The sequence below is a fragment of the Vibrio sp. Isolate22 genome, assembly GCF_022398115.1.
Classification (GTDB): domain Bacteria; phylum Pseudomonadota; class Gammaproteobacteria; order Enterobacterales; family Vibrionaceae; genus Vibrio.
On the sequence record NZ_JAKEUW010000021.1, the window covers coordinates 39,399 to 65,977 of the forward strand.

General features: G+C 44.5%; 16 protein-coding genes and 3 pseudogenes. 4 read left to right on the plus strand and 15 right to left on the minus strand.

What is annotated here, in order from left to right; genetic code table 11:
- Positions 1 to 105: 105 nt before the first annotated feature.
- The 6 genes and pseudogenes from L1D55_RS13770 to L1D55_RS13795 form a co-directional block, all read right to left on the minus strand.
- On the minus strand, positions 106 to 1,419 hold the full coding sequence (locus L1D55_RS13770; protein ID WP_239917804.1) for an HlyD family type I secretion periplasmic adaptor subunit: 1,314 nt from the start codon (positions 1,417 to 1,419) through the stop codon (positions 106 to 108).
- Positions 1,412 to 3,562: an ABC transporter transmembrane domain-containing protein gene (locus tag L1D55_RS13775; protein ID WP_239917805.1), complete on the minus strand. Its 2,151-nt coding sequence runs from the start codon at positions 3,560 to 3,562 to the stop codon at positions 1,412 to 1,414. Before L1D55_RS13775 ends, L1D55_RS13770 begins: the two co-directional genes overlap by 8 nt.
- Positions 3,559 to 5,193 (minus strand): ABC transporter transmembrane domain-containing protein, encoded by a 1,635-nt coding sequence (locus L1D55_RS13780; protein WP_239917806.1) that lies wholly within the window; start codon positions 5,191 to 5,193, stop codon positions 3,559 to 3,561. The genes L1D55_RS13775 and L1D55_RS13780 overlap by 4 nt, the downstream gene beginning before the upstream one ends.
- A 139-nt stretch (positions 5,194 to 5,332) precedes the next feature.
- The gene (locus L1D55_RS13785; RefSeq protein ID WP_239917807.1) at positions 5,333 to 5,968 is read right to left on the minus strand and encodes a CatB-related O-acetyltransferase; all 636 of its coding nucleotides are present in this window, start codon (positions 5,966 to 5,968) and stop codon (positions 5,333 to 5,335) included.
- Between the two features lie 408 nt (positions 5,969 to 6,376).
- A pseudogene (locus L1D55_RS13790) lies at positions 6,377 to 7,431 on the minus strand (NADH:flavin oxidoreductase).
- Positions 7,432 to 7,741: 310 nt separating this feature from the next.
- A pseudogene (locus tag L1D55_RS13795) lies at positions 7,742 to 8,376 on the minus strand (SDR family NAD(P)-dependent oxidoreductase).
- A gap of 230 nt (positions 8,377 to 8,606) precedes the next feature.
- On the opposite strand from L1D55_RS13795, the gene L1D55_RS13800 reads away from it, so the two are divergent.
- The gene (locus tag L1D55_RS13800) at positions 8,607 to 10,436 is read left to right on the plus strand and encodes a winged helix-turn-helix domain-containing protein (protein WP_239917808.1); all 1,830 of its coding nucleotides are present in this window, start codon (positions 8,607 to 8,609) and stop codon (positions 10,434 to 10,436) included.
- 58 nt (positions 10,437 to 10,494) lie between these two features.
- Here L1D55_RS13800 and L1D55_RS13805 read toward each other — a convergent pair whose 3' ends face one another.
- The 4 genes and pseudogenes from L1D55_RS13805 to L1D55_RS13820 all read right to left on the minus strand — a co-directional run bounded on the left by L1D55_RS13805 (position 10,495) and on the right by L1D55_RS13820 (position 16,564).
- On the minus strand, positions 10,495 to 11,529 hold the full coding sequence (locus tag L1D55_RS13805; protein ID WP_239917809.1) for a phospholipase A: 1,035 nt from the start codon (positions 11,527 to 11,529) through the stop codon (positions 10,495 to 10,497).
- A gap of 4 nt (positions 11,530 to 11,533) precedes the next feature.
- Positions 11,534 to 12,214: a hypothetical protein gene (locus tag L1D55_RS13810; protein WP_239917810.1), complete on the minus strand. Its 681-nt coding sequence runs from the start codon at positions 12,212 to 12,214 to the stop codon at positions 11,534 to 11,536.
- Positions 12,215 to 12,303: 89 nt separating this feature from the next.
- Positions 12,304 to 15,292: pseudogene (locus L1D55_RS13815) on the minus strand (efflux RND transporter permease subunit).
- 9 nt (positions 15,293 to 15,301) lie between these two features.
- The gene (locus tag L1D55_RS13820; protein WP_345772783.1) at positions 15,302 to 16,564 is read right to left on the minus strand and encodes an efflux RND transporter periplasmic adaptor subunit; all 1,263 of its coding nucleotides are present in this window, start codon (positions 16,562 to 16,564) and stop codon (positions 15,302 to 15,304) included.
- A gap of 173 nt (positions 16,565 to 16,737) precedes the next feature.
- Here L1D55_RS13820 and L1D55_RS13825 point away from each other — a divergent pair, with 173 nt between their 5' ends.
- The 3 genes from L1D55_RS13825 (at position 16,738) to L1D55_RS13835 (ending at position 20,534) form a co-directional block, all read left to right on the plus strand.
- The gene (locus tag L1D55_RS13825) at positions 16,738 to 17,010 is read left to right on the plus strand and encodes a hypothetical protein (RefSeq protein WP_239917812.1); all 273 of its coding nucleotides are present in this window, start codon (positions 16,738 to 16,740) and stop codon (positions 17,008 to 17,010) included.
- A 98-nt stretch (positions 17,011 to 17,108) separates the two neighbouring features.
- Positions 17,109 to 18,827: an aspartate-alanine antiporter gene (gene aspT / locus L1D55_RS13830; RefSeq protein WP_239917813.1), complete on the plus strand. Its 1,719-nt coding sequence runs from the start codon at positions 17,109 to 17,111 to the stop codon at positions 18,825 to 18,827.
- A 111-nt stretch (positions 18,828 to 18,938) separates the two neighbouring features.
- On the plus strand, positions 18,939 to 20,534 hold the full coding sequence (locus tag L1D55_RS13835) for a bifunctional aspartate transaminase/aspartate 4-decarboxylase (RefSeq protein WP_239917814.1): 1,596 nt from the start codon (positions 18,939 to 18,941) through the stop codon (positions 20,532 to 20,534).
- 112 nt (positions 20,535 to 20,646) lie between these two features.
- On the opposite strand, the gene L1D55_RS13840 is transcribed toward L1D55_RS13835, so the two are convergent.
- From L1D55_RS13840 to L1D55_RS13860, 5 genes are all read right to left on the minus strand, one after another.
- Positions 20,647 to 21,336 (minus strand): hypothetical protein, encoded by a 690-nt coding sequence (locus tag L1D55_RS13840; RefSeq protein WP_239917815.1) that lies wholly within the window; start codon positions 21,334 to 21,336, stop codon positions 20,647 to 20,649.
- Positions 21,336 to 22,508 (minus strand): outer membrane protein transport protein, encoded by a 1,173-nt coding sequence (locus L1D55_RS13845; protein ID WP_239917816.1) that lies wholly within the window; start codon positions 22,506 to 22,508, stop codon positions 21,336 to 21,338. The genes L1D55_RS13840 and L1D55_RS13845 overlap by 1 nt, the downstream gene beginning before the upstream one ends.
- A 93-nt stretch (positions 22,509 to 22,601) precedes the next feature.
- A complete protein-coding gene (locus L1D55_RS13850) occupies positions 22,602 to 23,414 on the minus strand; it encodes a crotonase/enoyl-CoA hydratase family protein (RefSeq protein WP_239917817.1) in 813 nt (270 codons plus the stop codon).
- Between the two features lie 201 nt (positions 23,415 to 23,615).
- Complete coding sequence (gene fhuB / locus L1D55_RS13855; RefSeq protein ID WP_239917818.1) at positions 23,616 to 25,610, minus strand: Fe(3+)-hydroxamate ABC transporter permease FhuB; 1,995 nt, start codon at positions 25,608 to 25,610, stop codon at positions 23,616 to 23,618.
- Positions 25,610 to 26,563 carry an iron-siderophore ABC transporter substrate-binding protein gene (locus L1D55_RS13860; RefSeq protein ID WP_239917819.1) on the minus strand — a complete coding sequence of 318 codons (954 nt, stop codon included), beginning with the start codon at positions 26,561 to 26,563 and terminating at the stop codon, positions 25,610 to 25,612. Before L1D55_RS13860 ends, fhuB begins: the two co-directional genes overlap by 1 nt.
- Positions 26,564 to 26,579 lie beyond the last annotated feature (16 nt).

A 26,579-nucleotide genomic window follows, 5' to 3' on the forward strand; every position in this document is an offset into this window, starting at 1 on the left:
GTTAGTCATTAGTGAAATAAAACAAAAGGGAGCACGCTATGTGCTCCCTTTTTAATGATTGTTTCTTGTATCGTTCTAGACAAGGAATGATTGTAATTCTTCGAGTTACCTTTCACCAAATGCAACGCTGATGTTGGTGTAGATCGGCTTCCAAAGGTATTGAAACACCGACTTCTCGCCCGTCGTGATATCTACCTCACCCGTCATGCCGGGGAGAATAGAGAAGCTTTCAGGGTTATCACGGAAGTATGGCGTTTCCACAGACACCACCACTTCATAATAGATTTCACCTCGTTCACTTTGGCTGGTGGTCGGTGAAATACTCTCAACCTCTCCTTTTAAAGCACCAAAACGGCTGTAATCAAACGCATCAATCTTGATTCGAGTTGGCTGGCCTACGTTCACGAAACCAATATCTCTCGGAGATAAACGAGCTTTAAAATCCGCTTTACCGCCTACAGGAACAATCTCCACCACAGTCCCGCCCGGTTGAATAACGCCGCCGTTCTGCGTACTTGGCAGGCTTTGTACTAAGCCTTGTAGCGGTGACACTAACATGGTGTTCGTCAATTTCGCTTGGCTTGAACGCACTCGTGCATTAAGTGCCGACAAATCTGATACCGCTTTAGATCGATCGTCACTTACTTTTGCTTTAGCCTCCGCAAGAAGTTGTTCGATTTTTTGCTCATTGCTGTCTGCTTGCTTAATAAGAACCGACTTCTTACCGCGAGCTTCTTCAATTTTCTGCTCTATGCTGGCCAACTTTTGACGCATTTCAAGCACGCGTAAACGCGAGATGTTCCCGGCCTTATAGCCTTTTTCTAGGATATTCAGTTCTTGCTTGGTGGCACTTAGCTCTTTGTCATAGCTAGGTAGAGACTTTTCTACGACACGAAGCTGTTCTGCTATCTGCTCACTGTCCTTTTCCAGTACAATGCGCTTTTGATAGTAGAGCCCTTTTTGAGCATTTAACTGCGCCTTTTGTTGGCTAACGATCTCCGGAAAATCAATTTCAAACTCACCAAAATTCGGTTCACGATTGTCTAGCAAAGCGTTCATACGCTCGATACTCGCAAGCAAAGTTACTTGCTGAGATTTCAACTCTTCGAGAGCTGTACGCTGGAAAGTCGCATCAAACTCAACAAGCGGCTGTCCTTTCTCTACCAGTTGACCCTCTTTAACGAGAATTTGCTTTAACTTACCGCCAATGGCACTTTGTAATACTTGCTTTTCCCCTTCAGGAATCACCGCACCTTTTGCTTTAGCGATTTCATCCACTTGGGTGACCACAGACCAAGTGACAAAAGCAATAACACACAAGGCAACGGACCATGTCGCCAGCGCCAATGTTCGAGCTGTATTTTGTGATTCAACAAGCTCACCGTAACGCTTGCCAGTCTCGATAGGTTTTTTAGCCATTAGCGACTCCTTGCTTTGACTCTACTTTTTGCTTTGGTAACTCTTGTGTGTCAGATAACTGCTGTTCTTGAGACTCTGATGGCTGCTCCAGAGGACCAGCATAAACCACTGCCCCCTCATCTAACACCACGACTTTACCAGCGAGCTTAATCAAATCAGGATCGTGCGATGTATAGATCACCGTTGCTTTTCCTTTCTTCGTCGCTAAGAACTCACCGAATACACGTTTAGCATTGGGATGGCCATCAGGCACCGGGTTATCCATTAGGAACATCGGGTAGTCATACACCAAAGCTTTGGCGTCAATGAGGATCTGAGCGACGGTACCTGACAACATGTCAAACAGGCTATCCGGCTGGATGCTACTGATAGAGGTATCCAACCCATCTGGTAAGGTGGAGTACCAGCGCTTGCCGCCAACCATTTCAATGGCTGATATCATTTTCTGCTCTTCAACTTTATGCCCATCACTCAGCCACTCTCGAATACTCAATGTAAGTAAGTCGGGGTAAGCGGCACGAATGAAACACCAGTGTCGATAGAGCTGCGGATCGTACTGAGCAAGGTTTACCCCTTTCAACTCAACCATGCCGTTTTGAATAGGCTGTAATCCGGACAACACTTCAATTAATGTCGACTTACCACTGCCTGAAGGGCCTGTAATCGCGACAATATCCCCCGCTTCAACATCAAAACTTACCCCATTCAATGCAGGGCGACTCTGTTTAGGATATCGGAGAGTCACTTGATCTAACTTCAAGCTCGGAGCAACCATTGGCAATGGATGATGCTGGTAACTGAATTCACGTTCAGACGGCTGAGACAGAATACGATTTACCTGCAGCTTAGATTGATTAAAGCTATTAAAACGCATCGCACTGTTTGCCAGCACCTGCGCAGGCCCAGTCACTTTGGAAATCAACATCATTGATGCAATCAAACCACCAGGCGTCATCACTTGCTCGAAAATAAGCCCAATACCTAAGCCCATAACAGCCAGTGTTGAACCCACTCCAATAAAGTAATAAATCGAGGTGTATCGACTTTGCAGCACCGATTGATTAAATGTCACCGTAGAGGCAAGCAGATTGGCCTTTTGGAAACGTTGAATCCAGTGCTCTGAAAATCCAGCACTACGAATAAAGGCAAGCTTAGACGTCAACTCATTAGTCATGTTTTGACGATTAGTGCCTGCAACCGTCGATTGCATTGACCGCTTACTACTCGAACGTATCGAACGCTTAGCTAACAGGTAATACAAAACTAAAGAGACGATTGGAACCAGTACTAGCCATCCACCTAGCACTCCTATCGCAAGGACAAAAATGGCAATGAAAGGCAAATCAAACAACGCATTACCAAGTGGTCCTGATAACACACCTGAAATACGCTCAGATAACATCACTTGGTTTTGCTGACTAGACGAGGCCGTTTGCTGGTTTTGAGCATAGCTATTTCTTAATAATCGCTGCACAAGGGATTGAGATATCTCGCGGCTAACTCGGTTAGACACAGTAGCAAACACTCGACTGCGCAATGTTCTTAACCAACCCATCATCACAAACAACAAGGCGGCACCAATGGCAATTCCTTGCAGTTCGTGCCCAGCATCGCCACCAATTACATGGTCATAGATCGACATCGTGATAAATGGCACTGCGAGAGCAAATAGATTGGTGATAAAGCTGACCAAGAGCAATTTAGGAATGATAGGACGAAAAGCATGTAACCGTTCACCAACCCAATCCGGAGAAGCCTTCTCCAATGGCGCCCCTTCGATCACAATGCAAAATTGAGGAACCTCTGAAACGTCTTCATTGCCATCAACAGCCACAAACTGTTTTGACTCCAAGTGACCAGAAACCAATTCACTTTCACTAAGAACTAGGAGAACTAATTTGTGATCGCCCACCTCATCTAGGTTAGCAACCAAGCGATATGGCAATGCAAGCCTATCAAACAGGGCAAACATATCATCTATTGATTCAATGCCGTTCTCATCAACCCATTGACGAGCGAACAGTTGGATATTCGCATTTACTTCCAACGCCTTGAGTACAGAAAGGCTTTCAGTTTCCAGTCGGTTCATCGGCTCATGTTGACCGTCTGTTTCGCCATGGCGATTAGCATCTAAACGATTCATGCAATGACCTCCTGCTTATTAGAACTGTCTTCGGCAATCGAACCGTTTTCTACTGTAATTGTTCGACTCGCTATTTCGCGAAGTTTTGCATGATAGCTCACCATCAATATGGTGCGCCCTGCCAATACTTCTTCGTCCAGCACCTTAACCAGGTTCCCGAGAGCATTGAGATCGAGCGATGAATCCGGTCTTTCTAGCATGATAACGGGCTTGCCACTCGCTAATTGAGCCGCGATATTGAGCATTTTAATGTTGCCCATACTCAACAAAGAGGCACTTGTATGGCCGATTTGTGTTTCTAACCCATCAGGTAAACGGGTAATTTCTTTGGTTAATCCTAAGCGCTCAGCGTAATCATTGGCGCTTTGTGTTCTCTCAGGATCAAATCCACACAAATTGTCCAGAATCGTACCTGAGACTAACTGCCCTTTAACCCCGCAGTAAGCTGTAACTTGAGCGACAGATGCAATAGAAACGGCTTCGCCATTAATGAAGCACTCACCCGCGGCTAAATCATCAATCCCAGCAATCGAAGACAGTAAGTGACTATTGATGTGGCGATCTTCACTTTCTAACAACACCAGCTCGCCTTTATTCAGCGTCACATCCGCACTGGCGAGTTCACCATACCTTTCAACGGTGGCTTGCTTGATTTCTAAAGTCTCAAAGTCAGAGAAGTTAAGCTCAGAACCAGCGGACTCAGCCAGTGATAAGTCCCCTAACTTTTCTATTGCCTGATTGGCACTATGGATTGAATTAAGCTTGATTCGAACCCCAACCAGAGCACTCAGAGGCGCAACCGCTCTACCCGATAAGATGGAGCATGCTGCTAACCCACCCGTTGTTAATTGGCCATCCAATACCCACAAGCTCCCGATAATCACCAACAACACAGAAGTCGCGAGTACGGCAAGCTGAATACATTCTTGAGCGAAAGCGTTCTGTTCTTCTTTGGCTTTGGATTGAGAGCGGATATTATTGAGCGATTTAAACTGATTAAAAATTCGAGATTCAACAGCCTGACGTTTAATACCCTGAATAGTTTGACTAAGAAGAATTAAGAAGGCTTTTCTCTCCTGCTCATCTTTAGACGCTTCTTCACTTAAACTTTTCACTCGGATAGAAGACAGCCAGACAATACCAAGCGTAATAAGCCAAACTGCCAAAGGTATCACCACTAGCTCACCGCCGATATAAGCCACTAACCCAAGAAAGATCAATGCAAAAGGCAAGTCGATAAAGCCGGAGATTATTCCACCAGAATACCAATCCTTAACTTTGGATACCGATCCTAGTCCCTCTTCGACACCGCCCACACCGAGCTTACGAAGGTGGCCTGATGAAGCAGTCGTCACCCTTTCAACCAAAGTTTGGTAAGTGGCTTTTTCTGTATTGCTGGCCGCGGCAGACAAAAGCCAAGTGCGAACAAAACGTATGAGAGCTTCCATGGCTACGGCTAGCGTTGCCCCAGCTAAAAGCAGTGTGGCCGTACCATAGCTTTGATTAGGAAGAATGCGATCGTAGATCTGGAGAACCGTTAATGGAACGGCTAATGACAAGAGGTTAATAAGTAAAGAAGGCAGTAAGACTTTCCTTACTACCCCTTTGTTTTTTACTGACGTTACGGGCATACACAATCCTTATCCATGCTTATGAAATAAGATTGGTACACCATGTTGGGTATTGCAAGGTAACAAACTGATTTAACGTATTTTTCAAGATAAATATGACAAAGATCTTTATACGTAAACCCGTGTTTTTAGTTATCCCTTACAAACCCTTGTCATAATCAGTGATTGCCTGCTTTAACTTAGATAAATCTGAATCACACAAATACTGTCTCAATGACTCAAATTTCTCTGGTGGCCAGTCGTATATCTTCATTGAGAATAGCTCTTCGATAATAGACTTATCAAAGCGGTGTTTAACTAACTTCGCGGGAGAACCACCAACAATACTGTACGGTTCCACATCTTTGGTTACTACGCTGTTCGCAGCGACAACCGCCCCTTCTCCGATGGTCACACCCGGCATGATCATGGCACGCATACCTAACCAAACTCCGTCTTTGATATGAGTATCGCCCTTCCCGATGTAGGCTTCGTCGATCGCGTCCATAAATGGATACAAAGAGAACCAATCAATTCTGTGGGTGTGATTGCCGCCCAAAAGGATCACAACCTCGGCTCCTATGCAGACATAATCCCCGATGTAGAGCTCATCGATTTCCCAGCGAGGCTCCCACTGACGGCTGACCTCATCACCATGCAGATAACGAACGACTGAACGCTCAAACCCGTTATCCCAACAATCGCTGTAATAGCTATGTTGACCCTTGATGTGAATATTAGGATTGATGACGACCTCATGCAGCAGTTCGAATTTAGACCAATGCTTATTTTGCATTTCTACCTCTGATTAACTTCTTTAGTTTTATTCGTTTAAATATCAAAAGATTCGACGTTGAAGATCTAAACATGCACAAACAAGCGCCCCATAGGCACAAGAAAGGCTGGGGGGAACAGTGAGTGCCATACTTAAATCATAGCAATGCCGCTAAAACTAAGAGGCGTCAGTGGATTCGAGGTTGCTTTAAAAGAGGAAGTAATTTCACAGTATGCTCAAGCTAGGAGGAAAGTTCTGTTGATAATTTTATCGAGCTATTCTACCCATTAACTCCAACTCATTTGACAGAGAAATGTGATTAATAAGGTTTCAAATATCAGTTCATGTAGAGTCAGAAAAACAAGAGCCTGCGGTATTACACAGGCTCATGTTTAGCGTTATGTTCACGCTTAGCTATGGGTTAAGTAACTACATTTTAGCTAGCTGCACTTTTCTATCTTTGTTTACCACACAGAAGTTGCCGCGCTTAGTACGACACTTGGAACATCTCTCACACTCAACTGGGCTTCGGTCGCCCTCTTTCCAGCATTTGATTAGATGAGGTTCAGATAATAGAGGTCGAGAAAGTGCAAAGTACTCGATACCTGTATTATTTGCGATCTCTTCAATGGCATCAAAATCCGTTAAGCCGCCCACCGTGATAACAGGAATGTCGACGTCTTGGCTGATTGCGTGGCCATATTCATGGAAGTAACCCTCAGCTTGGATAGTAAACCCGTCGTGTGACTCGCCAATCATGGTGTCGGCTTTGCCATGAATGTTGCCAGAAACGACAATGCCATCAACACCTACTTCTTCAAGCTTTTTACACACCAAACGCGTTTCATCGAAGGTCACTCCCCCTCGAAAAACTCAGAAGCCGTCAGCTTAACCAAGATAGGGAAGTCATCACCAACCAACTTACGTGTTGACGCGTAGATCTCTAGCAAGAATCGCATGCGATTTTCCAAGCTACCGCCGTATGCATCTTCGCGTTGGTTATAATAAGGACTCAAGAACTGGTTGATCAGGTACGTGTGAGCAGCATGAATTTCTACACCATCAAAGCCCGACTGTTTCGCTCTTAATGACGCTTTGGCAAACGCATCAACGATGTAGTCAATTTCCTCTTTGGTCATTGCTTTACCCAGTGTTTGAGTCCCTTTTTCAGGAACCTCACTCGGTGCGAAGATCACTCGCTCTCCAAGGTCATACGTGGTTTTCGTACCGCCATAAGCCAATTGCATTACGATTTTAGAATCTTTGTCATGTACCAACTGAGTTAGCTTTTTATACTCCTCGATAAACGAGTCGTTATACATACCCATCATGCCAGCATTCGGCTTTTCTTCTTCAACAATGTTCGCGTAACCCGTCACGATCAAGCCAACCTCACCTTGAGCTAGCTCTTCATAGATAGCGTAAAGTTTATCTGTCATATGACCATCTTCAGTCGCCATATTTTCCCACGTTGCACTTCTCATAAAACGGTTCTTCAGTGTCATGGTGCCAATGCGGGTTTCTGCAAACAAAGTACTCAAATCTAATCCTCATTCAATCGTGTTACGCCATTGCCCCATCTAGTGTGAGGCTGATTGCGCGGATACTACAGAGAATAAGACAGGCAAAACTTAATCTAGATTAAGAGAGAGGCACTCTCATACAAGAAACAGGCAACATTTGCTTAAAATGGAAATCGTTGAGGAGAGAAAACAAAAAAAGCCGCTCAGTGAGACTAAACGGCCTCAAAACTTTTCACTAGATGGGAATACCTTCAGAAAGCAATACCGGGCTTTATCCATACTTAACGGTAGGATCAATACACGATACACTTGTCCGATACTCGCGTCGTTTGCCAGTAAGGTTTCGATAAGACGAGCTACTTCTTGTCGGTAAATCACGCCATGAACTTCCACTTGTTGAGAAAGTTCACCGTTACCCGTCACTTCACCATCTAACAAGCCACCGGGACGTAAAATCGTGTACTCCAACGAGCTCGACATTAACCACGCTTCCGCCAACGATTTTTCACGAACGGCAGCGCCAAATCCTTTCTTAGAGCGCTCTGACAAGTATTGCCATGAATCACCGCAACCTAAAGACGTCACCAATACAAAGCGCTTAATGTCATTCGTTTCCAGAGCATCAATCACATACCGGTGACCAATATAGTCCACTGGCACATCCGCTCTAAAACTGCCCATACTTGAAATCACCAACGCCGATTTCTACAACTCAGCCACCGTATTCTCAACTTGTTGCTTGTCGGTCGCATCGCAGCTCAGTGTTGTTACTCCAAGGATAGCCAAGCGTGGGTTCTTTTCTGGGTTTCTAGCAATCGCGATCACTTCAAAACCTTGTTGATGAAAGTGCTCGACCATTGCTGCGCCTAAGCCACTACCCGCTCCCCATACAACGACTGTACTCATAGATACCTCAAAAGAATCATGTTGTTCCTAATATTAACGACACAATCTAATCGGTTCTTTCGCTTAGATCAATAAATGCGAATAATTCTCAATATTAAATGTATAGTTCGTAGTCAGCGTATGGCTGCGTCAAAAGCACGCACACTTATCACTATTGAACATTGGTTCATTGAATTGCCCATACTTGTCTACTAAAGTAATTTTAATACAAAGACTTAGTATCGGTACTTATGAAAAAAGAGCGCATCCAATATTCTTTCGACGTGTGGCTGTTTATCCCAGATGAAGACAAGCTCATCATGGATAATGAAGACGTGATTATCGATAATCGTTTGTCTAAATTATTAGACTTCTTCTGTAAGAACCCTAACATTGTGTTCTCACGCGATGAGCTCATTAATGAGGTTTGGAATGGCTCAATCTTGACGGATCAAGTGATTACTCAAGCGATTTTTGAGCTGCGAAAAACCTTGAAATCGGCTGAACGACATTCGATGGGCTACATCATCACAGTCCCTAAACGAGGGTACAAACTTGATGTCGAGGTGCAAAAAAATGTCCTAATTACCCCATCATTGCAGGTCAATACGGTTTCAATCGATGAAGCTAGCACCATTGATACAGAAAATCACCCACCACAAACTAGCTCTTCTCAAAGTGAACCTTCTGCTGAACAAGGTAATGATGGCACCCTGAATGGCAGTGGAACAATCAGCGCTAATGTCACGCACCGAGACACTAGTATTCAAGATAATCAAACCAATACGACACCAAACTTGGCAGAATCAAAAAGCAATAATTCAGGTACTTCAACTGGTTCATCAACACACTTCGAACAGCCAAACTCAAGCCATCAAACACAAACCTCATCAACAGCTCAACCTAAAGAAAAACCGGCAAAAACCTCCCCTTTAGTGGTTGCTGTCGGTGCTTTGGCTGCAAGCGCTATCGTTATTGCCATTGGCGTGTTTTGGTGGTGGGTCCAATCACCGAACGAGTCATATAACAGTATTGATAGCTCGACCCTTGTTACCACAGAGCGAGCGTATTCAAGAAATCACGCTTCGGATTCTGACACTAAGTCGAGTGCCGTAACTAATCACCAAGTCATTGAAGAGCATAAAGCACACGCTACGGTTCATTACTTATCACTCGAACCCCGTTACATCTACGTTAGAGTGGATGAGAATTTAAAGAACAATGCCTTTATGCGCGGTATTGTTCATAAGTTGATGAGCTATGTTACGACCTACCGAAATTTTCGTATCATAGTGGACGAAACCTTAGTGCCTAACTCGGCAAACGTGGTCAGTTTTAAAATCAAAACAGAGGGCGACAGAGAGTATCTCGATATCACTTATTTCAATCGCATCTCTAACTTCAAACATTTAGGGCGAGACTACCTGATTGATGCCTCTTCTCTGCACAGCACGATGCGAACTATGCTCGATGACTTATTAGACTCATTTAATATCGACATTCAGAAAACCATCTTAAAGCAGCAAATCTCTGAGCTTCCAAAACAAGAAGTACCGTTGAGGCTGGCACTTGAGTCTCTGGGCCTCACCTTTATGACTCTGGATAGAACAGACACCTTAAAGAAGATCATCGAAGCCAACGAGCTTGAGCCTGATAACCACTTTCTAATGTCGAGTCGTTATTTGTATGAACTTGCCGATATCTTTTTATTGAAGTCCTCTCAAAAAGAGCAGCTTGTCAAAAAGTTGAATAATCGGTTTGGCGAAAAACTACTTTCAGCGGGAATTAATCCAACGTCTTATCGAGTCTACGATGCACTGGCCGCCTATTCCCTCACACAAGATAATCCGAATGAAGCTGAGCGTTATATGACGTTAATACCGAGAAACGATTACAACGTCATGTCCACCATCATATTGGCCAAGCTAGAGGAATCAAAAGGCAACCCGGCAGCTGCAGAAGAGTATTACTACGAAACCATTTTGGAGTCTGGCTACCCGGTGGTTTTGAAGGTTGCACAAACCCTATTCTTCAATAGCAATATCTCTGAGATTGAATCTAAGCTGGAAGTCGCCAAGTAATGTAGACACCGCCTTTATTGGCGGTGTTTCTCTTTGCAATACAGCTCAAAATGTCGCTCTATAAAGCATTAGTCAGAAGAACACCGACACCGATCCGCTCGCTGTTGTAGTCATAATCAATTAAGCTCTCACCATACCCCTTATAATACTGTACGTAGCCTTTTAGTCGCCCAAACAGAGGAAAACTCAGCGAGGTTTGAACGCCGCCATAACCGGTTTGAAAGTTGTAGCGGCCTAGTGCTGATAGCTCAAAGTCCTCCCATTTATAAGCCCCCGACAGCTCATAGTGTCCTAAGTAATCTTCAATGTCTGGATTGTCGTCACTGCTGCTAGATTCCGGAATACGATACCAAGGCTGTAGATAAACTAAGAAGTCATCTTCTATGTATCCTATCCCTGTATAGACTCGGTTCCAGCTGCGACTCAACTCCTCAGTTCTGCCATTCGATTCATGTTCTAGACCAAATCGAGAGAACCAGACACCATCACTCGATTCAATATTCAAAGGCGTTTCATAAAACAGTTCCGGACGATAGTTTGTCTCTCTAAACGGTGCTGATATATCAGACGAATACGCCTGCCAAAATGATTTCATCGTAAAACCAAAATAGATTTTGTCCTCTTGATTAAACACACCACTGTCCATGACAGGAATTTTAAAGCTTATCTGTAGCTTTATCTCTTCATCGCTCAGATCGTCGGCTTTACCGCCAAATCGCTCATCTCCGTACGGCTCAGTATTGACGCTTGTCATGTGGGTGATGGGCAAAATATAATTCAAACGATATGGCGTAATCACAAATGGGTTATCTTCTGTTGTGTACTCCAATTTCAATCGCGAGATCTTTTGCTCTGGTGACCTTTCGGATGAACCTGCATTTGCTTCTTTCTCTTTAGTCTTATCCTCAGCATCAGCCTTCAAGGCTACGCACTGTTCTTTTAGCCATTCGATATTTTGTTGGCTTTCCGCTTCAGATAAAGCGCTCAGAATACACTGCTCATAATTATCGTTGGTCGCGAGTACCGAACAACTCACACCGATAGCCAGCATCATTAACGTCATTTGGCTACAGAGTTTGTTTTTGCGCTTCATAGCCTTAACCTTGCTTTGTGTTTAGGTAAGTCACCTCAAAAGCAAAGTCGACCGCCTGCTTAGTGATTTGATCGACATTCTTATCAAGCATCTCGATCGTTATCGCTGATTTATCATTCTCTAGAACACCATTATCATTAACCACGAAGATACGGCGCCCCACCAACTCAGCAGAGTCATGGTCCTTTAGGTCTACGCTTGCGAGCACTCGAATTGAACGATCACGAGTACCAACCGCGTATTTGATAGCACCAATGATAGAGCCAACCGGAATAAACTCTGTGACGCGAATATCCTCAGGAATATCGTCAATGCCATACAAAGTGACACTGATATCCAGCATTTTGTTCTCTAAGAACTTGTTCTCGTATCCCTGTAATTTGTGCTCAAGTTTCTCGTTCACACTAGTCAGGATCTGCGCCTTGAACTCCTTCTGTACCGTCTTCGAGACACGCTTATCGATGCCAGAACTTTTAATCTCAACACTATTGAATTTGAACTGATTAAAGTGGTGTGAAGCACTGTCCTTTGCTACCCAAGACATTCCTGCCATGTCGTCATCAAACTGACTATCCACAAAATAATGCTGGGAATCGACGCTTTTAACTTCTTCCCGATTTGGTATTGAACTTGCGCAGCCAACGGTGAACAACGCTAACAGTGGATATAGGTAATGTAATCTCATGTGAACCTCTAATTTCCTGAATTTTGAGTGCACGAATCCCTAAGCGGCTAAGCTCATCAATGGGATTCGTGGTGATTAAATTTTCTTGTTTATGGCTGGTTTATTTGAACAGGCTCTTCACGCGAATCATCATCCTGTTCCTTTACGGTGTGGTCCGCCGCCAAATAGGTGTAGATCGTAGGGACAACAAACAAGGTAAACAGCGTGCCTACCGACATACCAACGGTGATCACCAAGCCAATAGAGAAGCGACTTTGTGCTCCAGCACCACTTGCAATCAGTAACGGCACAACACCTACGACCATCGCTGCGGTTGTCATCAATACTGGGCGCATCCGCACCGTTGCTGAACGGATAGCGGCTTCGCGGCGGCTGCATTTCAATTGCTCTTGCATCTGGTTGGCGAACTCAACAATCAAGATACCGTGTTTACTGATAAGTCCGATTAGGGTGACCAATCCAACCTCGGTGTAGATATTGAGCGTATCAATCCCCAAATACAGCGGCATTAAGGCACCAAAAATCGACAGCGGAACACTGGTTAATACCACCAGCGGATCGCGTAAGCTTTCGAACTGCGCAGCTAATACTAAGTAGATGATCACCAAGGCTAAGAAGAAAGTCGTGACTAATGATGATCCTTCTTGCAAGAACTGACGAAGCTGTCCGGAGGTGTCTGTGCTGTATGATTTAGGTAAGATCTGAGCAGCACCCTCTTCCATCACTTGGTAAGCCTCACCAATACTGATACCCGGCATCATTTTCGCTTCTATCATGGCACTGTTTAGTTGCTGGAATTGGTCCACTTTTGATGGTTGTACCGACTGACTAATCTCAATTAAGGATGCCAATGGCACCATTTCCCCTGTATTCGAACGTACGTAGTAGTTCTTCAAATCATTCCAAGAGTTACGATTCTCGTTCGGTACTTGAGTAATCACCTGATAACTACGTTGGTCCATTGAGAAATAGTTCACGAAGCCTTCACTGATAAAGCGTGACAGCACCGTACCAACATCTTGAGCGCTGACATTCATTTGTGCCGCTTTATCTCGGTTTATACGGATCTCAACTTGAGGCTTGTTGAAGTTCAGGTCGTTCTGTACATAGATAAACTTACCGCTCTTCTCTGCATACTCTTTTAGCTTTTCAGCATACTGGTAAAGGTCTTGATAAGAGCCCGTTGGCGTCTTCAATACCATTTGGAATGGTAGGCCTTGCGGTTGCTTCTCGTGATTCCCAATCTTTCAATACACCCAAACCAAAGAACGCATTGTTGTTCATGTAGCCGTTGTCTAGCATGGTCATTTCAACTTCGTCATTTTTGCCGATGGCGTCGATAAGAGCTGGCGTGAAGTGACGAATGTAATCAGTATTGGCTTGGGCAGGCCCTTGTCCCATCACGATCATTACGCCTTGATCTTCTTCCGGCGCTAATTCAGAAGCGGTATTCATGAACATGAACACCAAGCTGATCATCAGTGCCCCTACTACTGGCCAGATATAAACACGGTTATTCAGCACATGTTCTAACACTTTGCGGTAGCGCTCAGTCAAACCACCAATAACCGCATCGATCTTCTTAACGAGTTTTCCATCCAAAATCGACTTATTAAGTAGTTTTGAACACATCATTGGCGTGAGCGTGAGTGCGATAAAACCAGAGATCAAAACAGAGCCCGCTAAGGTGAAAGCAAACTCGGTAAACAACTTACCGGTTAAGCCCCCCATGAAGCCAATCGGCGCATACACCGCAGCCAAAGTAATGGTCATAGCAATCACAGAGCCTGCAATTTCGCGTGCACTGTTGATAGCCGCTTTAATTGGATTAGTACCATCCTCAAGGTGACGGAATGTATTCTCTACGACCACAATCGCATCATCCACCACCAAAGAGATCGCGAGCACCATTGCCAGTAACGTCAACAAGTTAATACTGAAGCCCATACTCAACATGAAGAACATCGAGCCAATCAAGGATAATGGAATGGTCACCAACGGGATTAACATCGCACGCATCGAACCGAGGAACGCAAAGATGACAATCACAACGATCAGCGCTGCTTCCATCAAAGTCTTGGCTACTTCTTCAATTGATGTCTCAATGAACTTGGTTGAGTCGTACACCACGTCGGCTTTTATACCATCAGGTAGACCCGCTTTAATCTGAGGTAATAAGTCATAGATACCTTCAACCACGGTTAATGGGTTAGATGTCGCGGTATTGCTGATCGCTGTTGCTACCGTAGTCACGCCATTAAACTCAACGTCCGAGTCATAAGTGGCTGCGCCCAACTCAATGGTGGCAACATCTTTCAAGTGCACCAGTTGCCCATCGTGGGCTTTGAGTGACATGTTTTTAAAATCAGCCACCGAGCTCGAGTCAGTATGAGCATTAATATCGACTTCGATATATGGGTTTTGTAACTTGCCTGCCGCGCTCACAATGTTGTTTGCTCGCAGTGCATTTTGTACATCGGTTGCCGTTAAGCCATAAGACGCCAATTTTTGAGGTTTCAGCCAAATACGCATCGCGAAATCTTGCTGACCCAACATATCGACTTTAGACACCCCTTCTACAGTTGAGAACGTCGGTTTGACCACTCGGCTCACATAGTCAGATACTTGCTCTGTTTTCAGTGTGTCGCTTGAAAAAGAGACATACAGAATTGGGGATTGAGAAGTCGATTTAAGAATACTTGGATCCAAGACTCCAGAGGGCAGCTTGTATTTCACTTGCTGCACCAGAGACAAAATCTCCGTCAATGCACCATCGGATGGATAACCTAACTTCAAGTAAACCGTAATCACCAATTTACCCAAGGCACTGTCTGATGTCATGTAGTCAATACCCGCTGTTTGAGCAATTTCAGCCTGTAGTGGCTGGGTCACATAACCTTGCACACTTGACGCACTGGCACCGGGATAGCTGGTGGTAATAGTGATCACACCCGTTTCAATTTCCGGGTACTGACGAACCTGCAGTGAAGTAAAAGCTTTAAGCCCCAGTACCACCAACACAAGGCTTAATACCGTCGCCAACACCGGACGTTTGATGAATACATCAGTAAATGTCATGGGATTTTCCTATTTACTTGGCTGCGCATGAGTAACAAGCGGTCGTTGATTGTTTACCAAAACCAAACCGCCGTTTTTAAGCTGATGCTGATTTGAAGTCACCACAACATCCCCTTCTTTCAAGCCAGAAAGAACACCAACATAACCACCCTGTTTTGGACCAATCTCCACTGTGCGCTGGACCACTTTGTATTCGTAAAATGGTGTTTCTGCCTTTTCTGAATCTTGCTTGCTTGAACTTGTGCTGGCTGAACTTGAAGCTCCAGAATTCGTGCTCACTTGTTTCGTTGAAGTATCTAGAACAAACACAGTATCGCCAGATAAGGTGTAGCTGATTGCCACGGATGGCACACTGATCACCGTGTTTGAATCGGAAGTGGTTAGTGTTGCATCCACATACATACCCGACTCCAACGGCACAGATTCAGTCGTCACAGCTCGTAATTCGATATTGTGTGTGTTCGCATCTGAACTAGGCTCAATAGCAGTTATGGTCGCGTGATAAGTGGCATCATTCGCTGCATCAGATTTAAACTGCAGATCTTGTCCTACTTGCACACTGTGTAGATAAAGCTCCGAAATAGAAAAGTCGACATACTGTTTTGAGTTATCTTCAAGATCCACAATCGCTGTGCTCGAATTGATAAAGTCCCCCACGTCTATTTTTCTGATTCCAACATGCCCAGAGAAAGGCGCTTTAACTTTCATATATTCAACCTGTGTAGAAATATATTCTAACTTCGCTGATTCGGCATTAAATTGAGCGGCTAGCTTATCCACCGAATTCTGAGAGACACTATTATTTTTCAATAGCCTTCTGTTTCTTTTTAACTCTGTTCTCGCCAACTCTACCTTTGCCAACTGGCTTTTGTAGTTTGCCTTCAATAATGCATCGTCCAACTTAACTAGAACGTCACCTTTATTAACAAATTGACCTGATTTAAAAAGCACCTCTTTTACTTGCCCAGATATTTGACTCGTTACGTCTACTGATTGGTTAGCATGGATATTACCAATTACATTTAAATGCTCATTCCAAACATCCTTATTGACAACTTCAGTTGTTACCGATACAGCTGGAAATTTAAAATTCGCTACTTTCTCTTTTATTATCTCGCTTTTTACATAATGAAAGCCAAATACAAAAGACAATAATATAAATAAAGCTGACCCAACAATTACGCCTTTATACTTACTCATGTGTTCACCTTGGTTTTGAAGTGCGACTATTTTAACTATCGGCAAACCCAATAAATCAAACTGACATAACATTGAAATCAACATATATAAAATAAAAATAAAACCAATAAATACAACAGTTTGATAAAAATTTATCAAGCAAAAATCATTTCCCGGCTTTATGGCGATTTTATTTGGAAATGATTTATATCCGACATCGATAGATATAATTCTCATCGTTCCTTAAACAACTAACTGAGAATAATATGTCTAATCAATCACACCACACCAAAGTCGCTATTAAAGAAAAAATGAAACGAGTATACGGAGAGGAAGTCAAACATAAACACAGCAAAGACCATTTGGAATATAGAGAACATCAGCCCTCTCATTCTGGTCAACCACATGGTGGTAATCGAGAAGGTCATAAACATTTAGTAAATCACCACCCTGATGGTCACCATGATAAGCATCACAAAGATAAAACCCATGCTCATAAAAAGTCATCTCGATTACACCATAAGACAAGCAACTCTTAGGTGCGAACAATCGATAGAAATCAATAAGTATTTATCATTTACAAGTTAACGTATTAATTAAAGTGAAATGTCGAAGGTGTTTCATTTAAAGGTTTATCATGTCATTTATTATTGAACAATTAAGAGACTATCCATTTATAGCTCTATTCCTATCTCTAGGACTTGGTTACTTAATCGGTAAAATTAAAATCGGTAAGTTTGAATTAGGTGGGATTGCAGGCTCGCTTTTGGTCGCCGTTGGGCTTGGCCAAATCGGCGGAATTACAATTTCCAATGAAGTAAAAAGTATCTTCTTTGCTTTGTTTATTTTCATGGTGGGTTACAACGGAGGACCGCAGTTCTTCTCATCATTTCACCTTTCATCACTAACGCGCTTATTCGCCTCATTCGTAATGACGTTTGTTGGGCTCGTAACCGTTGTTGTATTAGCTAAATGGGCAGGCCTAGATAAAGGTTTAGCGGCGGGTCTTGCTGCGGGCGGTCTTACACAATCGGCGATCATAGGTACTGCAGGTAACGCCATTGATCAGCTAAACCTTGCACCCGATGTCACCTCAACACTCAAAACCAATGTGGCGGTAGGCTACTCGATTACCTACATCTTTGGATCTCTTGGCCCTATCTTGATGATGTCTCTAATCCCAATGGTAATGGGTTGGAACATCACTAAAGAAGCCAAGAAACTGGCTGAACAAATGGGCTCAGGCAGCAAACAACTTAATGAAGGTGAATTCTCGGCACTCAACCGTGTCTCTTCTCGCGCTTATCAAGTCACAGCAAACTCAGTATTTGTAGGCAAGAGCGTTGTTGAGTTGGAAGAAGCGTTCGATTCTGATCTAACGATTGAAGCGATTTACCGCCAACATGGAGATTCAGACTCGATGTTAGATATAGCAAAGAACCCGATTCTGGCTGCCGATGACAAAGTCTACCTGACAGGTCTTACGCAAGCCTTTCCGAAAGTGACCTCTCTTGGTATCGAGCTTGGCGAATTCAGCGAAGAAACCAATGTGGTTCACACGCAGAAAAAAGTCGTCCTCACCAACAAAAAGTTAGCGGGTATTACGCTACGTAAGCTTCACGATGAAACCAACGCACGTATTCGTCGTGGTGTTTACATTACTCAACTGTCACGTATGGGTCATGACATTTCGACATTGCCAGATACCGAGCTGCACCTAGGCGACGAAGTAACGTTAGTCGGTCAGAAAGACGACCTTGCCAAAGTAGAGAAGAAAATTGGCTATAACAGCCCGCTTCCAAGTGTCACCGACTTTGTGACCATGTCCTTCGGTATGGTACTGGGCTATCTGATCGGTGAGATCGGCTTCTCGATCGGCGGTTCGCATATTGCCTTAGGTTCTGGCTTAGGCTGTCTAGTTTCTGGCTTGCTTGTCGGTTACCTGAGAATGCGCACGCCGCGCTTAGGAAGCATTAACCACGGCGCTGCTAACTTTATGCAAACGTTCGGACTTGCAGTATTTGTTGCCGTTGTCGGTATCAATGCCGGTGCACCTGCCCTTACAGCCATCAAGCAAAATGGTGTGACGCTATTACTGCTTGGCGTGTTGGTCACCATGATTCCACAAATACTGACGTTCCTATTCAACTACTACGTTCTGAAAATCAAGAACCCAGTCGAAGCCTTAGCCGTTGTCGCAGGTAGCCGCAGCGCTAACCCAGCCTTCGCGTCTCTACTAGAGAAAACTCAGAACAGTACACCAGTACCGAGCTTCACCATGACTTACGCGGTTGCCAATATTTTCCTCACCTTGTGGGGGCCAATCATCGTCAACCTAATTACCAAAATTTCCTAGAGCAACCGCTCGTTGAAAAGAACAACCGCTTGTTCAAGAGCACACCTCTTGAACAAGCACCAAATACCTAATTAACGCATTTACGAATCAAAAATTTAAAGAGAAAAGACCATGAAACGCACAGATGAACAGCGCCTAGAAACACTCAGCCCATTCGAAGTAAAAAATACACTGATCGACCTTGCTCAACATTCACATGAGAAAACAATGATCAACGCTGGTCGCGGCAATCCAAACTGGGTAGCAACAGCGCCACGCGAAGCCTTCTTTCAATTAGGAATGTTTGCACTAGAAGAGTCAAAAGCGACCTTTTCTGACTATCAAGGCTTTGGCGGTATGGGAGCTAAAGAGGACATTAGCCTACGTTTCCTACAGTTTTGTGAGAAGCATGAAGAGCAAGAAGGCGTTCAGTTCCTTATTGAAGCCTTCCAGTTTGTTACTGAGCAATATCAAGTAGACAGCGATGAGCTGATTTATGAATGGGTTGGTGGCATTTTAGGGAATAACTACCCCGTTCCAGACCGCATGCTTAAGTATTCAGAGCTGATCGCTCGCAAATACATTGAGCAAGAAATGGCAGGCTCTCAGCCAGTGCCCTCAGGTAAGTTTGACTTGTTTGCTGTTGAAGGTGGCACCGCAGCCATGGTTTATATCTTCAATACGTTGAAGAGCAATCGCCTATTAAACCAAGGTGATACCATTGCGATTGGCGCGCCAATCTTTACACCTTACATTGAAATGCCAGAGCTTGAGGATTACTCGCTCAACAAAGTAGAAATCATGGCAACGGAAGAGTCAGCGTGGCAGATCCCTGATTCTGAATTAGAGAAGTTAAACGATCCAAGCGTCAAAGCGTTCTTCTTGGTAAACCCAAGCAACCCGGCATCAGTAAGGCTGAGTGATGAGACGCTGCTCAAGATTGCGGAGATCGCGAACCGTCGCCCTGAATTGATCCTGCTAACAGATGATGTTTACGGCACCTTCGCAGATAACTTCACGTCATTGGCTATGCTTGCTCCGAAAAACACGATTCTGGTGTACTCCTACTCTAAGTACTTTGGCGCAACAGGCTGGCGTTTAGGGGTAATCGGTGTACATGAAGACAATAACTTTGACCGTATGATTGGTGATCTTCCAGAAGGGACTCGAAATGCGCTTTCGACACGATACCAAGGCATCACTCTAGAACCGAGTAAACTTAAATTTATTGATCGCTTGGTGGCTGACAGCCGTGCCGTGGCACTGAATCACACTGCTGGCCTTTCTACTCCGCAACAAATCCAGATGACGATGTTCTCGCTGCTATCTCTAATGCAAGGCGGTGAAGAATATAAGCGCTTAGCAAAGCAGATCGTGCGTCGTCGTTATCATACTTTGATGGAGAAGAACTTGGCGGCACCGATCGTTGCAGAAGGCGATCAAACAGGTGCGTTTTATTACGTCGAAATTGACCTAAAAGAAATCGCTCAAACGATTCACAGTGATGGTTTCTTTGCTTGGTTGGAAGAGACGTATGAACCATTAGATTTCTTGGTTCGTCTTGCAGAAGAGCATGGAGTGATTGTAATGCCGGGGGCTGGGTTTGATGCGCCAACATGGTCGCTACGCGTTTCTCTCGCAAACCTAGAAGAAGCGCAATACGCTAATATCACTCGTGCGATGAACGCGGTAATGCAAAGCTATATTGAACGTTACGAAGCCATTTAATTTGCCAACACTAAGTAAATTTGGATTCAATCATCCATAAAAAAACCTGAGCGTAAGCTCACCTCAGCCGGTGAACCTACGTTCAGGTTATTATATCGATACCAAACGAGTTTTATTTAAACTCGTAGGTGTAGGAAGCACCGACACTGTTATTTTCACCAAAGTCATCCTCGGCAAAAATAGTGAAGAAATTGAACGACTGTGCATCAGTTAACCTGTAACTTGCCCCTACACCAGTCCAGTAGCCTGAATAGTCATCAGAGCCCATTGAGCCTCCACCAAAGGCCATAATCGACCACTCGTCAGTAATCGTTTTTAAGCCGAAGGCACCAATATAGCCACCATGTGTAGAGCTCGGCATCAACACGTAATCAGAACCAACGTTTTCATCATCGAAAACGGCTACTTCGCCATCGTTATAGCTGTAACCCGCCATAGGGAAAATTTGCCAGCCAAAAGGCTCAATATCAAAGTAACTCAGTGGAACAAATGTCCCGATACTGTAGTTGTTCTTATAAGCATCGTTGTCGTATTCAGAGCGACTAAAGTTAAAGTTGACGATTCCCAAAGGCAATAACCAAGAGCCACCAACTCGCCACTCTTCACCGTCAGCATTGACACGAGCGTTGATCATTCGCGCTTCGTCGAGCCCAATTGAGCCAGAGAACTTGAGCTCTTCGTTGTAGGCAAAGCCGGCTTTAGTAACAATCTTGGTTGGATCATCGGGGTGCTTCTCTTCAGCCAAAGCACCCGTTGAACCCAGTATTGCCACACCAATAACGAGTAGTTTACGTACTGTCATTAGAAGGTCGCGCTAATGCCAACGAAGTGGATACGGCCATCGAACGAGCCATCAACCATAAATCGATCCATGTCTACTGAACCTAGGTCAGCATATTCATAGAACACGTCAATTAAGATGTCATCCCAGTAAGTCGATGCACCTACCGAATAGCGGTATTGCTCGCCCACAGGTAGATCGACATACTGCATCGTTGGGTCATCTTGTGGTGAAGTTTCGTAAGAGAAGCCAGCTTTTAAGCGCCAGTCTGAGTTAAGTTGGTAATCTGCACCAACTGCAAACTTCCATACATCGTCCCAATCGCGCACTAGTGTTTGATTAATCGGAAGGCCACCATTTTGGTTTGTACCCAAATCTAAAACAGTGCTATCCCATTGACTCCAGCGATGAAATTGCACACTAGCTAATAGATCAAGCTGAGTATTAAATGCATAACTCAAACTAGCATCGACAATTTCAGGTACATCTATACCTGTATTTAATGAACGCTGGCCGCCAGTAAATACATTTACATCATTGTTAAATTCATGTTCGAGTTTAGAACGATAGCTAGCACCCAATTTAAGCTTGTCTGTCGGTGTGAACATGACACCTAGGTTGTAGCCATAAGCCCAGTCAGTGTCTTGCTTAGCTGTAAAAAGAGAAGATGATTGTTGTAATGCAGCCCAACTTAATTGTACACCCGCCCCAACCGACCACTGGTCATTCAGTTGGTAACTCAGTGATGGATTAACTTGCATCGCAGTAAGCGTAATATCTTGAAGTAAAAGATGACCTGCCCATTCGTTACCGTAATCAACGCTAGAGCCACCAACGGCACCAAGTGCAATACCAAGGTGTAATTTGTCAGTCACTTGGTGAGCATGAAAAGCACCGAATGAAGGCATCACTGAGTGAGCTTTACCGTCTTGTTGCTTTTTACCGTTATCTTGATATTTCATCTCAAGATCAAACGCCATGGTGTTGATGGTCGTCTTACTTTCGCCCATGTGAGACATAGTGGCTGGGTTAGTCCACATCGCCGCAGCAGAACGAGTGTACACACCATCACCTGCACCGGTAGTACCTGCGTTGGCGACAACAGCTTCTTGTAAAAATAGACCACTTGCGAACGCATTTAAGCTAGTTAGAATAGCGGTGGCAGCTAGAGAGTAAGTAAAAGTTTTGTTCATCAGGATGCTCATTTAGCCTTAGACATAAAATTGCTCTAAGGTTACCGCAATGCCCTATAAACAAAGGGAATATCGATTATTCCTGTACAAACGTTATTTGAATTTTCTCGCTAAGTAGGCGCGTGGTTTATCAGGATGAATTTCACGCTGTGCCGCTATCGCTCTGTTCTTGCCTAAAGCGACTTTGATTTGGTACCAAGTCTCGTAGAATAACGCGACACCAGGGCTAGACCACCAAGTTTTGTTGTAGAGCTTTTTATTGGCAGCGACAACATCCGGCGACCGGTTCGCACACTCCAATGCCAAGGCATAAGCTTCCGCGTACGGATCTTCGGCTATTTTTGTGATAAGCCCGTATTCTTTTGCGGTCTCGCTATCGATCACCTTAGCGGTCATTGCCATTTCAAGAGTGTGATCTTTACGCATCAACTCTCTAAAGGCTATCGCGCCTCCCATATCAGGAATCAAGCCCCACTTAGCTTCTAAGATAGAAAAGTTCGCATCAGGGCTAGCAATTCTAAAGTCTCCCCCACTCACCAATTGCAAGCCACCTCCCCAACAGCGGCCATGGATTGCAAAGATAACTGGGCATGGAATATCTCGCCAACCAACCGAGAAATACTGCGCGGCATTAGGACGTGTTGGCCACCACTTAAACAAAAGCTTCATCGCACCAGATTTGCTGTTCAGCAGCGACTTCACATCAAGTCCGGAACAAAAATCAGCCCCATTACCTTTCACGATCACAGCTCGAATTTCCGTGTTGTTTTTAAGCGTCTTAACCATGTCATTAACGCCTTGAAACATACCCATATCAATGGCATTCAGCTTATCTGGGCGATTTAATGCCACTGTCGCAATTTGGTTTTCATCAATGGAACAAGTAATACGAGATAGGTCGGTCATATGGGCTACTCAACTAAGTGGTCAGACCTTAGCGTCATACATCTTGTTAACATATGCAAAGTTTGCGTATCAAAAGCGAGAGCTAGGTTGATCATTTTACGCTCAGGTTGAATAACGCATACGAACTAAAAAGGCAGCGATAGATAACATCAATCACTGCCTTTAATACTGATTTCAGCAGACAAAGTGCTGGGCGTTCACTCACACTCTTCGAGATTTCAGCAACAAGAAGATGAAGTAGCTTCCACCTATAATAGAAACCAACGTGCCTGCCGCAAGCTGAGCAGGGAACACCACCACTTGCCCTAGCCAGTCAGCGAATAACATTAGTGCTGCACCAATCAAAAACGATAAGATGATCTGCTCTCGAACCAAGCGAGCACCAACCATGGCGGCAATATGCGGAGCCAGTAGACCAACAAAAGCGACCGGCCCCATAGTGGTTGTTACCATCGAACATAAAACCGCGACAATACACAACAGAGCCACATAGGCGATGTTGATATTCAGTCCTCTAGCACTCGCGAATTGACGACCCGTTGCAATTAGCGTCACCCAAGGGCTCAACAGTAAGGCAATGCCAATACAAACGGTTGTCACTAAAGCCATGATCGTCGCGGTATCAGGTTCAACACGATACGTAGAGCCTGCCAACCAAGCCAATAAAGTGTATTTCCCCTCGCCGACTCGTGTTAGAGAAAATTGCACTAAAGCCTCCAACACGGCAGTCAATGAGATACCAGTGAGAATGAGAATCGAAGGTGCAAACTGATGCTTTTTACCAAGTAGCAGTAACAAGCACAGTGCTACTGCACTGCCCAAAAACGCTACCCACGGGCTTAATGAGTGAATCGAGTATCCCATAAACAGGCTACTGAAAATCAAGGCTAAAACCGCACCGGCTGACACACCAAGAATGTCAGGGCTGGCAAGTGGGTTGTATACCAACCTTTGTAAAATCACACCTGCCACAGCCAAACCGCCACCAGCGAATATTGCGGTTAACATTCTAGGCCAACGAATAGACCATTCAAATGAATCTGGGATAACAAAGTAGCCCATATCAGAAGCGGGCTGTGACATTGTACTCAACGCCAGTAAAGCGAAGATCATCGTACCCACTAAGAAATAAGCCAGAGGTGAAATAGACCTTGGCCCTTTAGGCATCGAGAAGAATAGCTGATCCTGAGCTGACATCTGCTTACGAGCAATAATGATCAAAGCTGGAGCACCAATTACCGCGGTTGCCGTTCCTGTTGGAATCATATCCAATGACCATTGTGCCAAGAAAATCGCCAAGCTATCAGTCACACAAAGTAACAACGCTCCTAGCACGCAGCTGGCGATGAGTTCAGATTTCGCCTTTAAAAAGCCCAAATGTCTCGCGATGTTTGGCGCAATCAAACCGATAAAGCTGATCACCCCTACCGAAGTAATCGACACGGAAACCAGCCAAACGCCAATCGCCATTAGTACAAAGAAGGTCGTACCGATATTAAGACCACGTGCAGCAGCCCCTTCTGTACCAATCGAAAGCAGAGTCAGAACCCTCGGAGCCAACAGGAAAATAGCAAAGATTGGCAGCAGTTTAGGGATCAACCAAAACACTTGTTCCCAACCATTCTGACCAAGGTCGCCAGCTCCCCAAATAAACAAGTTCTGCGCATACTGGTCATTAAGCAAAATAATCGCCGTCGCAAATGCACCGAGCAGTAAGTTAACAGCCATGCCCGCCAAAACAATCGGCAAACCGCTCATGTTTTTGATGCCAACAATGGAGACAATCAGCCCCATAGCAAGCAGCGCCCCTGTCAGTGCAAACCAAACTGAATATTGAGCGACCAACATCGGCGCGACCACATTCAGAATAACCAAGCCAAGCCATGCACCTGATGAAGTACCGAGTGTGAGCGGAGACATCATGCGGTTCTGCGTTAACTGTTGGAACAAACTACCGATAGTGCCGAGTGTTCCACCAACCAGAATAGCCATCACCAAACGAGGTAAATTGACATTAAGTAACGCCATCAACTCGAATGAATCATCAACCATTCTATTGAATGTCACGATGTCACTGACCTGTGAAACTTGCTGGAACAACTGAACGACAGACCCAAATTCAGACTGGCCTAGCCATAAATGAATAAGGGCAGCGAGAAATAGCGCTACCCCCACCATCAAACCACTGGATTTCATTAATGCTCCGCTAGCGCCAATAATGATTGTGCCAAGGCTTCCGCGTTATACAGGATCGACATCGCACCACCGTAGCTCCAACTTGCTGCCACAGGGCTAAATTGTTCAGTACGAACAAAAGGCATACTTTGCCATATCGGAGATCTGTCTAACTTTGCTTGATACGGGAAAGGTTCAAAGTAAAGCGCAATGCCATTCTTCACCTTCTTAAGTTCGGTCATACGCTTTTGACTGATATCCCACTGGCTCGCAGGAAGCTCCATCGCATTTTCAAAGCCAAGTTGCTCAAGCGCATATTGTGGAATCGAGTTATCACCATAAATGAATACCGAAGTGGTGCTTGCAAATCGGAAAGAAGTCACTTTCGGCTTGTCACCCGGATACGCTTTGTCTAGTTCGGCTTTGAGGGCAACAATACGTTCATCCATCGCAGCCAGTTTGTTGCTCGCTTGCTCTTCTTTGCCAAGCAATTGACCTATTTTTTTGAAGTTATCAATAGCAGCTTCAGCATTACTGTGTTGTTCACTGTATGTCTGGTAGTAAAGCACAGGCGCGATTTCAGAAAGTCGCTCCTGCAAATCTTTTTGAGGTGAAGCAATAAGAATCACATCAGGGTTGAGTTTCTTAAGTGCAGAAAAGTTAGGTTCAGTTCGAGTACCGATATCCGCAACCCCCTTAGGAATAGCGGGTTGAACAACCCAATCGGTATACCCTGCAATATCAGGTACTGCGACGGGTGTTACACCGAGTTCGATCACTTGCTCTGCAATGTCCCAGTTCAGCGCCGCCACTCTAACAGGTTGAGCTTCTAGGGTTTTCACTCCTTCGCTATCTTCAACTTGATAATCCGCCATCGCATTAAACGATAAGGCGCTCGCCAACAACGCAAATACCAGTGTCTTGTTCAGTTTTGTCACTTTAGAAAAATGGGAGTCTACACGTGTTGTATTCATGCCTAACCTACTCAAT